Source organism: Sodalis sp. RH19, from assembly GCF_047324215.1.
Classification (GTDB): domain Bacteria; phylum Pseudomonadota; class Gammaproteobacteria; order Enterobacterales; family Enterobacteriaceae; genus Acerihabitans.
In genome coordinates, this window is record NZ_CP178734.1 from 2033496 (window position 1) to 2047745 (window position 14250).

Below are 14250 nucleotides of genomic sequence, written 5' to 3' on the forward strand. Positions count from 1 at the left end.
GCCCGTGGCGGACCCGGACGCGGCCATCCTTGCCGCCGGGTTCAGCTGATTTCATGCCCCGCGCTATTCACATAACACAACCTTGATCGCCAGTCCGCCGCGCGATGTTTCGCGGTATTTGGCGTTCATGTCCTTGCCGGTTTCATACATGGTCTCGATAACCTTATCCAGCGACACGCGCGGTTCCGTGGTGCGCCGCACCGCCATGCGCGCGGCGTTAATCGCCTTCATCGCCACAATGGCGTTACGCTCGATACAGGGTACCTGCACCTGGCCCGCCACCGGATCGCACGTCAGGCCGAGGTTATGCTCCATGCCGATTTCCGCCGCGATGCACACCTGTTCCGGACTGCCGCCCAGCAGCTCCGCCAGCCCCGCCGCCGCCATCGAGCAGGCCACCCCGATTTCACCCTGGCACCCTACTTCGGCGCCGGAAATGGACGCGTTCATTTTATACAGCGCGCCGACCACGCCGGAGGCCAGGAAATAGCGCAGGTACGCCTCCGGGGTCACCGGCTGGATAAAATGATCATAATAGGCCAGCACCGCTGGGATAATGCCGCAGGCGCCATTGGTCGGCGCGGTAACCACCCGCCCGCCGGCGGCGTTTTCCTCGGCCACCGCCATGGCGAACATATTGACCCAGTCCATGGCGTTCATCGGATCGCTGGAGAAACGATCATTGGTAAACAGCAGCCGGTGCAGGCTGGAGGCGCGGCGCGGCACCCGGATCGGCCCCGGCAGCACGCCCTCGGTATTCATGCCGCGCTGCATGGCGTTTTGCATGGTGAGCCATACCGCGCCGAAATAGTGTTCGATCTCCTCCCGGGTATGTAGGGCCAGTTCGTTCTTCATCACCACCGCCGAGAGCGACAGGCAATTATCGCGACAGTGGCGCAACAGGTTCTGCGCCGAAAAGAAAGGAAACGGCACCGCCTGCTCGGATGGGATCTTTTTGCCGAAGTTTTCCCGATCGACCACAAACCCGCCGCCGATGGAATAATAGGTTTTGCTGTAAACCAGCGCATTTTGCCGGTAGGCATTGAACATCATGCCGTTTTCATGCAACGGCAGGTTCTCATCGCGAAACACAATGGCCGAGGCCACGGCAAAATCCACTTCGTGGCCGTCCGCCAGGGGCAGCCGCCCACGCTGCCGCACTTGCTGGATAAACTGCGGGATGGCATCCACGTCAACCGTATCGGGCGCCTTGCCGGCCAGGCCCATGATGATGGCGATATCAGTATGATGTCCCCGGCCGGTTAATGACAGGGAACCATAGACGTCCGCGCCGAGGCGGTCGATCGAGGAAAGCAGCCCCTGCGCCTGCAAATCATCGGTAAACATTTTCCCGGCTTTCATCGGGCCGACGGTGTGCGAACTGGAAGGACCGATGCCTATCTTGAAAATATCAAAAATGCTAACCATAACCCTGTCCTTATTATGCGGCGCCGAAGGTTTTCCATCGACGTCCTCGGCGCGAAAAGCGGACCGGGCCCGAAGGACCCGGCTTGGCCATCAGCCCATCAGGCTGTAGATAATCGCCGACATGGCGATCAGGCCCATAAACACCACAAATACGTTGCTGAAGTGGCCGCTGTATTTTTTCATCGCCGGTACTTTCTGGATGGCGTACATCGGCATCAAGAACAACAGCATGGCGATAACCGGACCGCCAAGGGTTTCAATCATGCCGAGGATGCTGGGGTTAAGCGTCGCCACCAGCCAGGTGGTCAGCAGCATAAAGATGCCGGTGATGCGGTTAAGCTTTTCTTCGGAGGCGGTTTTGCCACGGCTGCGTAATGCTTTGATCATCATGCCGTTGAAGCCTTCGCGGGCGCCGAGGTAGTGGCCAAGAAAGGATTTGCTGATAGCGACCGTGGCGATAATCGGCGCCATCCATGCAATCAGCGGGTTGTTAAAATGATTGGCCAGGTAGGACAGGATGGAAATATTCTGCGCCTTGGCTTCCATCAGATCGGCGGTGGACAGGCTGAGCGCGCAGCTAAACACAAAAAACATCACCGTTACTACCATCATCACATGGCTGCAGGCCAGGATGCGGGAACATTTTTTCTCCGCGCCCACGCCATATTCCTGACGCTTGGCTACCGCAAACGAGGAGATAATCGGCGAATGGTTAAACGAGAAGACCATGACTGGGATCGCCAGCCATAACGTGGTCATCAGACCATGGCCGGTGGCGGCGCCGGCAACGAACGCGTTATCGAATATGGCGGCGCTCCAGTTGGGAATAAGATAAAGCGCCAGCAACATCAATGCCGCGACAAAAGGGAAAACCAGGATACTCATCGCTTTGACGATCATGTCTTTGCCGAAGCGCACAATGGTCATCAGCCCGACAATTAATATCAGCGATAATATCGCCCGCGGCGGCGCCACCAAATGGAGCTGGTGGGTAATAAAGCTGTTAACGGTATTGGTGATGGCGACGCCATACACCAGACAAATAGGATATATTGCAAAAAAATACAGCAAGGTGATTAATTTACCCGCACCCACGCCAAAATGTTCTTCAACAACTTCGGTTATATCCTCGCCGCCATTTTTACCTGATAATACAAAGCGGCATAATCCGCGATGGGCATAAAAGGTCATGGGAAAGGCGAGAATCGCCATAATAATGAGCGGCAACAGCCCGCCGATGCCCGCATTAATAGGTAAAAACAGCACGCCCGCGCCGATGGCCGTGCCGTACAGGCCCAACATCCACATGGTGTCGCTTCTGCGCCAGCTGGAGGCGGAGGACGCCTCCAGCACCGATGCGCTTTCCGTGATGCTATTCATTATAGTGTTTTCCTCAGGGAACGATGAAATAAAAATGCCGCGAATATGTTAAAGATATTGCGCTAAGGTTAAAAATAACCACTCATGAAAATAGATTTTTATTTTCATCCGCAGGCGCTATCTTTCAGTGGCGGCATTCTATATCAAATGGAATTAATAATAACCCTGTAGGGATCACAAAATTGCAGGTATTAATTGAGAGGATAAAAAACGGTATTTAAATTAAAATGTCAATATTAATACTTTATCACCGGCGCGCTGTAAGGGTGCTAATTTGATACTTTATATGCCAACATAATAACAGAATAACCTTGTCAGGCCAATAAATAAAATAATTAAGTCTGGCGAGAAAAATAAATATGCGGGGGAAATAATATACCCGGCATCGCCAATGTCACGCAGATTCTGTCGTTTATTCGCATCGCGTCCTGTCCAGCGCGCTTCCCGCCGCCCTGGCGAGTGGCGGGAAGCGCCGGGAGATTACAACATTTTGCGGATCACGTAGTTTAAAATGCCGTCATGGCGGAAGTAGGTCAGCTCATTGCCGGTATCGATGCGGCAACGTGCCGGCACCACTTCAACACGTCCGTCGGCATAGGTAATGCGCACCGGTACCGTTTGGCCCGGCGCGAGTTCGTCCAGTCCGCTGATGCTGATGCTTTCGTCGCCGGTCAGGCCCAGCGTTTTCCGGGTGACCCCCGCCGGGAATTCAAGCGGTAAAATGCCCATGCCGATCAGGTTGGAGCGGTGGATACGCTCGAACGACTCGGCAAGCACCACCCGTATACCCAACAGCCGGGGCCCCTTGGCGGCCCAGTCGCGGCTGGAGCCGGAGCCGTACTCTTTCCCGGCGATAATCGCCAGCGGCACCTGTTCCTGCTGGTAACGCATGGCGGCATCGTAAATCGCCAGCTCCTCTCCTGACGGGATATGGCGGGTAATCCCCCCTTCTACGCCCGGCACCATCTCATTGCGGATGCGGATATTGGCGAAGGTGCCGCGCGCCATCACTTCGTAATTACCGCGCCGGGAGCCGTAGGAATTAAAGTTACCGGCTTCGACGCCGTTCTCGCGCAGGTACAGGCCGGCCGGGCTGTCCACCTTGATATTGCCCGCGGGCGATATATGATCGGTGGTCACGGAATCGCCCAGCATGGCCAAGATTCTGGCATGGGTGATATTTTCCACGGGCTTCGGCTGATGCTGCATATCGTCAAAAAACGGCGTCAGGCGGATATAGGTGGAATCCGGCTGCCAGTCGTAGGTCGGCGTGCGGTTGACCTCAATATTTTGCCATTGCGCGTTGCCGTTAAAGACCGCGCTGTATTCCTTGTGGAACATGGCGCTGTTGACCAGCGCCACCGCATCGGCGATTTCCGCCGAGCTGGGCCAGATATCCTTGAGATATACCGGTTGTCCCTGCGGGTCGGTGCCGAGCGGATCTTCGCTCAGGTTCACCTGCATGTTGCCGGCCAGGGCATAGGCCACCACCAGCGGCGGTGAAGCCAGCCAGTTGGTTTTCACCAGCGGATGGATGCGCCCCTCGAAGTTGCGGTTGCCGGAAAGCACCGCTCCCACCGTCAGGTCGCCGGATTTAATCGCCGCCTCGATGGATTCCTTTAACGGGCCGGAATTGCCGATACAGGTGGTGCACCCGTAGCCCACCAGGTTGAAACCCAGGCGATCCAGATAAGGCGTCAGGCCGGCGGCGGCGAGGTAATCGGTCACCACTTTGGAACCGGGGGCCAGGGACGTCTTGACCCAGGGCTTGGTCCGCAATCCCTTGTTGACCGCGTTGCGGGCCAGCAGGCCGGCGGCCATCAGGATATTGGCGTTGGACGTATTGGTGCAGGAGGTAATGGCGGCAATCACCACCGCGCCCTGGTGCAGTTCATGCTGTTGTCCATCCAGTTCAAAGGTCTGGAAATCAGGATGGTGGGTGCGCCGGGTAAAATCCAGCTCGTCGCTGGCGCGAAACGCGGCGGGCACGCCCGGCAGCGCCACCCGGTCCTGCGGACGCTTCGGTCCGGCAAGGCTTGCCACTACGCTTCCCATATCAAGCGTCAGGGTACTGGTAAAGCGGGGTTCGTCGCCGTGGTGGCGCCATAATCCCTGCTGCTTGCTGTAGGCTTCCACCAGGGCGATTTGCTCCTCGGAGCGGCCGGTCAGGCGCAGGTAATCCAGGGTAATGGCATCCACAGGGAAGAAACCGCAGGTGGCGCCGTATTCCGGCGCCATGTTGGCGATGGTGGCCCGGTCCGCCAGCGGCAGTACGTCCAGCCCGTCGCCGTAGAATTCAACGAATTTGCCCACCACGCCGTGTTTGCGCAGCATTTGGGTGACGGTAAGCACCAGGTCGGTGGCGGTAATGCCTTCATTGAGTTTGCCGATAAGTTTAAACCCGACCACATCGGGGATCAGCATCGAGACCGGCTGGCCCAGCATGGCCGCCTCCGCCTCAATGCCGCCTACGCCCCAGCCCAGCACGCCCAGGCCGTTGACCATGGTGGTGTGCGAGTCGGTGCCAACCAGGGTGTCGGGAAACGCCACCGCCTCGCCATCCTGCTCTTCATGCCAGACGGTGAGCGCCAAATATTCCAGGTTGACCTGGTGGCAGATGCCGTTTTCAGGCGGCACCACGCGAAAACGGCTGAACGCCTGTTGTCCCCAGCGCAGGAATTTATAGCGCTCGAGGTTGCGTTCCATTTCCAATTGGTTATTTTCGGCAAAGGCGCGATCGTCGCCATAGCTGTCGACGGTGACCGAGTGGTCGATAACCAGATCCACCGGCGAGAGCGGATTGACCTTATCGACGTCGCCGCCAAGGCGCTTTACCGCTTCGCGCATAGCCGCGAGGTCTACCACCGCCGGAACGCCGGTAAAATCCTGCATCAGCACCCGCGCCGGACGGTAGGCGATTTCACCGTCCGCGTGCGCGTGCTCAAGCCAGCCCGCCAGGGCGCGCAGATCCGCTTCGGTGACGATGTCGTCATCCTGGTTGCGCAGCAGGTTTTCCAGCAGGACCTTCATGGATTTGGGCAGCCGGTCGAGGTTGCCCAGCTGTTGGGCGGCGCGCGGCAGGCTGTAATAGCGGTAGGTTTTATCACGTATGACCAGTTGATCCTTACTGGCTTCTCGAATCGTTGTCGACATAGCTCTCCTCCAGACTTTTACTTCATTATAGTCATAACCCTATCCAGGTTGAGGCATTGCAGTAAACAATTTACAAGAATTACGCAACTTTTTCATAACATAAAGTGTGTTCACCGATGCGGTCATGCCGGTGCCGGCACCGGCACGTCACTTTACCGGTAATTTAATATCCTTGAACATCGCTTCGATTTCTTCATTGGAGCGCAGGGCCACCGCCGTATCCACGACGTCTCGGGTGAGATGCGGCGCGAAGCGCTGGATAAAATCATACATGTAGCTGCGCAGGAAGGTGCTGCGGCGAAAGCCGATTTTGGTGGTGCTGAGGGCAAACATGGCGTCGGCGTTGATTTTTACCAGATCGGGGTCGGCCTCGCTGCTGACCGCCATGTTGGCGATGACGCCAACGCCCAGGCCCATGCGGACGTAGGTTTTAATCACGTCGGCATCGGTGGCGGTAAAGACGATGCGCGGCGTGAGCCCGGCGCGGTTGAAGGCGGTATCCAGTTCCGAGCGGCCGGTAAACCCAAAGGTGTAGGTGACCAGGGGGAACGCGGCCAGTTCTTCAATGGTGATCTGGTCTTTGCCCGCCAGCGGATGGGTGGGCAGTACCACGATGGCGCGGTTCCAATGGTAGCAGGGCAGCATGACCAGGTCGTCGTAGAGGTGGAGCGCTTCGGTGGCGATGGCGAAATCCGCGATGCCTTTGGAGACCGCTTCGGCGATTTGCGTCGGCGAGCCTTGATGCATGTGCAGGGAAACGCGGGGGTAGCGTTCGATGAACCCTTTGATCACATCCGGAAGCGCGTAGCGCGCCTGCGTGTGGGTGGTGGCGACATAGAGCGAGCCTTTATCCGGATACGTATGTTCGCCCGCCACCGCCTTGATGGCGTCGACCTTGGAGAGGACTTCGCGGGCAATGCGGATGATTTCCTGTCCGGCCGGCGTAACCTGGGTGAGGTGTTTGCCGCTGCGGGCGAAGATCTGTACCCCGAGTTCGTCTTCCAGCATCCGTACCTGTTTGCTGATGCCGGGCTGGGAGGTGTATAGCCCCTCGGCGGTGGAGGAGACATTGAGGTTGTGGTTCACGACTTCAACAATATAGCGAAGTTGCTGCAATTTCATTTTTGTCATCCTGGCATAAATTTGGCGCAAGAGTTACTTGTCAGCGGCGCGGCCTGGGGGCGTTTTTTTTCCCCGGCGTCAGCGGGAAAGCTAATCTTGCAATTAATACTATTTAATCATAAAAAATCGCTATATATAACTTATTTATAAGACATAAAAAAACCAACCCGTAGGTTGGTTGATGATTGCCGGCCCGATTCGGCCCCACTGGTACGCTCTCCCTTGAACACGCCTGCATTAAGCGCAGTGTTGGCGGGCCTACCGCGCCATGGGGCGCTCGGTCGGGCGGGAACACCACGCCCGATTCGGCCCCATTGGCACGGTCTCCCTTGAACACGTCTGCTTTAAGCGCAGTGTTGGCGGGCCTACCGCGCCATGGGGCTCGGTTTGGCGGGAACACCACGCCCGATTCGACCCCATTGGCACGGTCTCCCTTGAACACGTCTGCTTTAAGCGCAGTGTTGGCGGGCCTACCGCGCCATGGGGCGCTCGGTCGGGCGGGAACACCACGCCCGATTCGGCCCCACTGGCACGGTCTCCCTTGAACACGTCTGCATTAAGCTCTGTGTTGGCGGGCCTGGCGCGCCGCGGGGCGCTCGGTCGGGCGGGAACACCACGCCCGATTCGACCCAATCGGCACGCTCTCCCTTGAACACGTCTGCATTAAGCTCTGTGTTGGCGGGCCTGGCGCGCCGCGGGGCGCTCGGTCGGGCGGGAACACCACGCCCGATTCGGCCCCACTGGCACGCTCTCCCTTGAACACGTCTGCATTAAGCGCAGTGTTGGCGGGCCTACCGCGCCATGGGGCGTTCGGTCGGGCGGGAACACCACGCCCGATTCGACCCCACTGGCACGGTCTCCCTTTAACACGTCTGCTTTGAGTTCGGCGTTGGCGGGCCTAGCGCGCCGTGGGGCGCTCGGTCGGGCGGGAACACCACGCCCGATTCGACCCCATCGGCACGCTCTCCCTTGAACACGTCTGCATTAAGCTCTGTGTTGGCGGGCCTGGCGCGCCGCGGGGCTCGGTTTGGCGGGGACACCACGCCCGATTCGACCCCATTGGCTAGGTCTGCCTTGAACACATCTGCTTTAAACTCGGTGTTGGCGGGCCTGGCGCATGGCTACTTTTTGGTGACCTGCCATTTGCCGTCGATGTAGAACGCCGTCCAGCCGGTGGCCTTGCCGTCTTTTTCGGAAGAAACGTACTGTTGTTTGGTCTTGCGGCTAAAGCGCACCATGGCTTTGTTGCCCTCGGGGTCTTTTGCCGGCGCGTCGGCCAGGTAGCGCAGTTTTTCCGGCAGGCGATCTTTGAAGCGCGCCAGTTCCTCCACCAGCGGTGCCCGGGTTTCACGTGATTTCGGGAACGTGTTGGCCGCAAGGAATACGCCAGCCGCGCCGTCACGCAGGACAAAATAAGCGTCCGATTTTTCACACTGCAGCTCAGGCAGCGGCACCGGATCTTCTTTTGGCGGCGCAACATCGCCGTTGCGCAGGATTTTGCGGGTGTTTTTGCATTCCTCGTTGGTACAGGCCATGTATTTGCCGAAGCGTCCCAGTTTTAAATGCATATCGGAGCCGCATTTTTCACACTCGACCACCGGGCCGTCGTAGCCCTTGATCCTGAATTCGCCTTGCTCGATTTCATAGCCGTCGCAAAGCGGATTGTTGCCGCAGACGTGCAGCTTGCGGCCGTTGTCAATCAGGTAGCTGTCCATGGCCATGCCGCATTTAGGGCAGCGGCGACGGGCGCGCAGAGCGTTGGTTTCGGCATCCTCGCCTTCCAGCAGATTGAGGGTTTCCGATTCCGGGATCAGATTAATGGTAGTCTTGCAGCGTTCTTTCGGCGGCAGTGAATACCCCGAACATCCCAAGAACACGCCGGTACTGGCGGTGCGGATGCCCATTTTGCGCCCGCAGGTGGGACAATCGATGCTGGTCATCACCATTTGGTTGAGGCGCATGCCGCCCTCTTCCGGATCTTTTTCCGCCTTTTCGAGCTGCTCGCTGAACTCCCTGAAGAATGAGTCCAGCACGGCTTTCCACTCGGCTTCGTTATTGGCCACCTGGTCGAGCTTGTCTTCCATGCGGGCGGTAAAGTCGTAGTTCATCAGTTCCCGGAAATTTTCTTCCAGGCGGTCGGTGACGATTTCGCCCATTTTTTCGGCGTAGAAACGGCGGTTTTCTACCTGTACATACCCGCGATCCTGGATGGTGGAGATGATGGACACATAGGTCGACGGCCGGCCGATGCCGCGTTTTTCCAGTTCCTTGACCAGGGACGCTTCGCTGTAGCGCGCGGGCGGCTTGGTGAAGTGCTGGCTGGGCAGTAATTTTTCCAGCCCGAGCGTCTGGCCCACGCTAACCGGCGGCAGGGTGCGATCTTCATCCCCTTTGCGCAGCGCGGGCATGACCTTGGTCCAGCCGTCGAAGCGCAGGATGCGGCCCTTGGCGCGCAGTTGGTAATCCGCCGCTTTGACCGTCAGGGTGGTGGAATCGTACTGCGCCGGCATCATCTGGCAGGCGACAAATTGGCGCCAGATCAGCTGATACAGCTTTTGCGCGTCCACTTCCATATCTTTTAGCTGTTCGGCCAGATTATTGACATCGGAAGGACGGATCGCTTCATGCGCTTCCTGGGAATTTTCCTTGCTGGCGTATTCATTGGCCTGCTTAGGCAGATATTTGGCGCCGAACTGTGCGCCGATGTAATCGCGCGCCATGGCCAGCGCGTCCTGGCTCAGGTTGGTGGAGTCGGTACGCATATAGGTAATATGCCCCGCTTCGTACAGGCGCTGGGCCAGCATCATGGTTTTTTTGACGCCGTAACCCAGGCGGGTGCTGGCGGCTTGTTGCAATGTCGAGGTGGTAAAGGGCGCGCCGGCCTTGCTGCTGGTGGGCTTGTCCTCACGGTCGGCGATAACATACTGCGCGTTTTCCAACTGCTTGACGGCGGCTTGGGTCTGCGCCTGGTTGACCGGCTTAAAGGGCTTGTCGCCATGATGGGTGACCTGCATCTGCAGTTGCGCCTTGTCCGACACCTTGAGGTCGGCGTGCAGTTCCCAATACTCTTCCGGCACGAAGGCTTTTATCTCGCGTTCGCGTTCGACCACCAGGCGTACCGCGACCGACTGCACGCGTCCGGCGGACAGGCCGCGGGCCAGTTTTTTCCACAGCAGCGGCGAGACCATGTAGCCCACCACGCGGTCCATAAAACGCCTGGCCTGCTGGGCGTTGACCCGATCAATATTCAGCTCGCCGGGTTTTTTAAACGCCGCCGTAATGGCATTGCGGGTGATTTCATTAAATACCACCCGGCTAAAACGCTTGTCATCGCCGCCGATCACTTCCCGCAGGTGCCAGGCGATGGCTTCCCCTTCGCGGTCAAGGTCGGTTGCGAGATAGATATGGTCGGCGTTTTGCGCCAGCGCTTTGAGCTCGTTGACCACTTTTTCTTTGCCGGGGAGGATCTCGTAATGCGCTTTCCAGCCGTGGTAAGGATCAATGCCCATGCGATTGACCAGTGCGGTTTGCGCGTCGCTTTTCACTTTTTTCGTTTTGGTGGCGTCGGCGCTTTTTTTAGTGGCGGAACCGCTGGTGGGCAAATCACGGATGTGACCGACGCTCGATTTAACGACGTAGTCATTGCCTAAATATTTATTAATCGTTTTGGCTTTAGCCGGTGATTCAACGATAACGAGAGCTTTACCCATGTTTACCTTTACCTGAATGATTTCTTCTGTAATTAAGAAGCATTTTGTGCGCCAGACCCTGGCTGGGCATTTACTAATTTTATATTGCGGCAGCGCCGTCAAAAATCAACCTCTGTTCAGCCAGTCTGCTTTTTCGCCTTTGCCATGAGATTAACCTATTGAAAAATAAAATTAATTTATCAATACTTTCATTGAATATTGATAAATCAACTATTGATTGGGATGCGGTTATCCCCGCCAGTTGATGAAGGCCCACACTCTACATGATAAAAAAGTTGGTGCAACTTATTAGCGGCGCAAAAAATTTCCCGGGCGGCAAAAGCGTTTAAAAAGCCCGTTCGACGAATAAACCTTAGTCTGTTTGCAGCCAAACACAACCGGGGATTACAATAGGCCGGAAGACATCTAAGGAGTAATAGGTATGTACGCTAACACCACCCCCATTGATCGCAACAGCCTGCTTATTGAGGCTAACCGGATTATTCGCGCGCATGATGAATATATGCACGGCATGGAGGCCACCGAGGTAGAACAGAAAGGCGGCGTGCTGATTTTCCGCGGTGAATTCTTTTTCGATCAGGATGGATTACCCACCCGTAAAACCACGGCAGTGTTCAATATGTTTAAACATCTCGCCGTGGTGTTGTCAGAAAAGTATCACCTGGAGGAATAAATGACCCACGCCCGGGCCGGTTTCCCGTTCCCGGGCGGACGCAAACCGCCGGACATACCCGCCCTCGGGGCGGGGAGCCGTCACAGCAGGGGTTTTTGGCCCCGTTGCCATAAATGCAACAGGCGCTGCTCGATACTTAACGCCGCACTGTCGGTAAACCGCGCAAGCAAACGTTTACGCCGCGTGAAACGCACGCTAATGACCTCATGGTTGGCCATTTCGGCAATCAGCAGATCATCGCTGGTGCCGATGCCGTCAACCAGACCATTTTCCCGCGCCTGGGTGCCGTACCAGTGCTCGCCGGTCGCCACCGCTTCAATATCAAGCGTGGGGCGCATGTCATGGACAAACTGCTTGAAGAGCTGGTGCGTTTCGTTCAGATCCTGCTGGAACTTTTCCCGTCCTTCCGGCGAGTTTTCACCAAACAGGGTCAGGGTCCGCTTATAGGCCCCGGCGGTGTGCAGTTCCATGTCGATATCATTGCGCTTGAGCAGCCGATTGAAGTTAGGAATCTGGGCCACGACGCCTATGGAACCGACAATGGCGAAAGGCGCGGCGATAATGCGATCGGCGACGCAGGCCATCATATAACCGCCGCTGGCGGCCACCTTATCCACCGCTACCGTCAGGCGGATGCCGCGATCGCGCAGGCGCTGCAGCTGCGAGGCGGCCAGGCCGTAGCCATGCACCACCCCGCCGGGGCTTTCGAGGCGCAGCAGCACCTCATCTTCCGGTTTCGCCACCGCCAGCACCGCGGACACTTCCTCGCGCAGCGAAGCGACCTCGCCTGCATCCATGCTGCCTTTGAAATCCAGTACGTACAAACAGGATTTCTGCGGCGTTTTTTCGCCATGCTTTGCGCGCGCGCGCGCCAGTTTCGCCTCGCCTTTTTCCTGCTTCTTATGCCGCTTGTGCCAGATACGCTGTTCGGCCTCGCCCATGCGCGCCAGCTGCATTTCGCGCTGCATCTCACGATACTGTTTACCCAGATCCGTTATCTGGATTTCGCCCTTGCGCCGGCGCTGCCGCTGACGCAATCCCATGACCAGCAGCAAAATCGCGCCGAAGGCCAGCACCACGGTGATGGTTTTTGCCAGGAAGAGTCCATAAAGAGTAATAAATTCCACGCTGTCGCCTTGCTGAATGTGTTTTCCGTTGCGGTCTATTCTAGCTAAGGCGCGGGTATACGTCGCCGGGAAAATCAGAATATTACGTAGGTTTACGTATATTAAGTCGGTAAACCGTTAACGATTGAAATGAGGTCAGGTTTCAGGCATAAAATGAGAGACCGTCGGGTAAAAAGAGCGCTAATATCACCTCCAGGGTGACGGGTTAGCAAAGGAGCGTCCCTTGTACTACCAGCCCAAACATGACTTATTGGCCGGCCGCATCATTATGGTGACCGGGGCCGGCGACGGCATCGGCCGCGAGGCGGCGCTGACTTACGCCCGCCACGGCGCCAGGCTATTGCTGCTGGGGCGCACCGAAGCCAAGCTGGCGGCGGTGGCGGGATTGATTGCCGGTGAAGGCGGCCAGCCGGCGCGGGTTATCCCCTTTGACCTGGCGGTGGCCGGAGCGGAGGATTACGCCTTGCTGGGCCAGCGGCTCGCGGCCGACTTTCCGCGCCTGGACGGCCTGCTGAACAATGCCGGCCTGTTAGGCGAAATCGTGCCGATGGCGCAGCAGTCCCCCGCCAGCTGGCAGCAGGTGATGGCGGTCAACGTGAACGCCGCCTTTATGCTGACCCAGGCGATGCTGCCGCTGTTATTGCAGGCGTCCCGGCCTTCCCTGATATTCAGCAGTTCCAGCGTCGGGCGCCAGGGACGGGCCAACTGGGGAGTGTACGCTGTCTCCAAATTCGCCACCGAAGGCATGATGCAGGTGCTGGCGGACGAATATCCCGCGGCTACCCTGCGGGTTAACTGCATCAACCCCGGCGGCACCCGTACCGGTATGCGCGCCAGCGCCTTTCCGGATGAAAATGCCGATCGCCTCAAGACCCCCGCCGAGATTATGCCCATCTACCTTTATTTAATGGGGGATGACAGCCGCCGCAAAACCGGGATCAGTTTCGATGCCCAGCCGGACCGTACACCGGGCCCGGCGTAATCATACAGGACCAGCAAATGAGTGAAGACAGGCACCAGCAGCGCCAGCAGCGTTTAAAAGAACAGGTGGATGCCCGTATTGCCGCGGCCACGGAGCAGCGCGGCATCGTCATTGTGTTTACCGGCAACGGCAAAGGCAAGACCACCGCCGGCTTCGGCACCGTGACCCGGGCGATAGGCCACGGCATGCGCGCCGGCGTGATCCAGTTTATCAAGGGGCAGTGGCCGAACGGCGAAAGAAATCTGCTTGAGCAGCATGGGGTTGAATTCCAGGTAATGGCCACCGGTTTTACCTGGAATACCCAGAACCGGGTCACCGATCGGGCCGCGGCCCAAGAGGTCTGGCGCCACGGCCTGCGCATGCTGGCGGACGACAGCCTGGATCTGGTGCTGCTCGACGAGCTGACCTATATGATCACGTACGATTATGTGGATTTACCCGAAGTGATAGCGGCACTGAACCATCGCCCGCCGCGGCAGACGGTGATCATCACCGGCCGCGCCTGCCACCGCGAACTGCTGGAGCTGGCGGATACGGTCAGCGAGCTGCGCCCGGTGAAACATGCGTTCGACGCGGGCATCAAGGCGCAACAGGGCGTGGACTGGTGAGGCGGCTGCGGGCTGGCCCGGTCAATCAGACGGGGCCAGGCCGCGGCGGGATGGCGACCGGGAAGAT

At 57.9% G+C, this 14250-nt stretch carries 9 protein-coding genes; 3 read left to right on the top strand and 6 right to left on the bottom strand.

Features of this window, described 5'->3' with window-relative positions; all coding sequences use genetic code 11:
* Positions 1 to 63: 63 nt before the first annotated feature.
* The 5 genes from ACL2XF_RS09100 to topA form a co-directional block, all read right to left on the bottom strand.
* Positions 64 to 1428 (bottom strand): L-serine ammonia-lyase, encoded by a 1365-nt coding sequence (locus ACL2XF_RS09100; RefSeq protein WP_410015216.1) that lies wholly within the window; start codon positions 1426 to 1428, stop codon positions 64 to 66.
* Between the two features lie 90 nt (positions 1429 to 1518).
* Positions 1519 to 2808 carry an HAAAP family serine/threonine permease gene (locus tag ACL2XF_RS09105; RefSeq protein WP_410015217.1) on the bottom strand — a complete coding sequence of 430 codons (1290 nt, stop codon included), beginning with the start codon at positions 2806 to 2808 and terminating at the stop codon, positions 1519 to 1521.
* Positions 2809 to 3288: 480 nt separating this feature from the next.
* On the bottom strand, positions 3289 to 5961 hold the full coding sequence (acnA, locus tag ACL2XF_RS09110; protein ID WP_413728470.1) for an aconitate hydratase AcnA: 2673 nt from the start codon (positions 5959 to 5961) through the stop codon (positions 3289 to 3291).
* A 147-nt stretch (positions 5962 to 6108) separates the two neighbouring features.
* Positions 6109 to 7083: an HTH-type transcriptional regulator CysB gene (cysB, locus tag ACL2XF_RS09115; RefSeq protein ID WP_410015219.1), complete on the bottom strand. Its 975-nt coding sequence runs from the start codon at positions 7081 to 7083 to the stop codon at positions 6109 to 6111.
* A gap of 1121 nt (positions 7084 to 8204) precedes the next feature.
* A complete protein-coding gene (gene topA, locus ACL2XF_RS09120; RefSeq protein WP_410015220.1) occupies positions 8205 to 10793 on the bottom strand; it encodes a type I DNA topoisomerase in 2589 nt (862 codons plus the stop codon).
* Between the two features lie 421 nt (positions 10794 to 11214).
* On the opposite strand from topA, the gene ACL2XF_RS09125 reads away from it, so the two are divergent.
* The gene (locus tag ACL2XF_RS09125) at positions 11215 to 11466 is read left to right on the top strand and encodes a YciN family protein (protein ID WP_410015221.1); all 252 of its coding nucleotides are present in this window, start codon (positions 11215 to 11217) and stop codon (positions 11464 to 11466) included.
* 80 nt (positions 11467 to 11546) lie between these two features.
* Here ACL2XF_RS09125 and sohB read toward each other — a convergent pair whose 3' ends face one another.
* On the bottom strand, positions 11547 to 12593 hold the full coding sequence (gene sohB, locus ACL2XF_RS09130) for a protease SohB (protein ID WP_413722790.1): 1047 nt from the start codon (positions 12591 to 12593) through the stop codon (positions 11547 to 11549).
* A gap of 223 nt (positions 12594 to 12816) precedes the next feature.
* Between sohB and ACL2XF_RS09135 the strand changes: the two genes are divergently transcribed.
* Both ACL2XF_RS09135 and cobO read left to right on the top strand, forming a co-directional pair.
* Positions 12817 to 13575: a YciK family oxidoreductase gene (locus ACL2XF_RS09135; protein ID WP_410015223.1), complete on the top strand. Its 759-nt coding sequence runs from the start codon at positions 12817 to 12819 to the stop codon at positions 13573 to 13575.
* A 17-nt stretch (positions 13576 to 13592) separates the two neighbouring features.
* Positions 13593 to 14183 carry a cob(I)yrinic acid a,c-diamide adenosyltransferase gene (cobO, locus tag ACL2XF_RS09140; protein ID WP_410015224.1) on the top strand — a complete coding sequence of 197 codons (591 nt, stop codon included), beginning with the start codon at positions 13593 to 13595 and terminating at the stop codon, positions 14181 to 14183.
* Positions 14184 to 14250: the final 67 nt, after the last annotated feature.

What these genes read in the sequence shown, in the direction of transcription:
- ACL2XF_RS09100 (WP_410015216.1), bottom strand. Translation starts at nt 1,428, where the DNA reads ATGGTTAGCATTTTTGATATTTTCAAGATAGGCATCGGTCCTTCCAGT.
- cobO (WP_410015224.1), top strand. Translation starts at nt 13,593, where the DNA reads ATGAGTGAAGACAGGCACCAGCAGCGCCAGCAGCGTTTAAAAGAACAG.
- ACL2XF_RS09125 (WP_410015221.1), top strand. Translation starts at nt 11,215, where the DNA reads ATGTACGCTAACACCACCCCCATTGATCGCAACAGCCTGCTTATTGAG.
- topA (WP_410015220.1), bottom strand. Translation starts at nt 10,793, where the DNA reads ATGGGTAAAGCTCTCGTTATCGTTGAATCACCGGCTAAAGCCAAAACG.
- acnA (WP_413728470.1), bottom strand. Translation starts at nt 5,961, where the DNA reads ATGTCGACAACGATTCGAGAAGCCAGTAAGGATCAACTGGTCATACGT.
- cysB (WP_410015219.1), bottom strand. Translation starts at nt 7,083, where the DNA reads ATGAAATTGCAGCAACTTCGCTATATTGTTGAAGTCGTGAACCACAAC.
- ACL2XF_RS09105 (WP_410015217.1), bottom strand. Translation starts at nt 2,808, where the DNA reads ATGAATAGCATCACGGAAAGCGCATCGGTGCTGGAGGCGTCCTCCGCC.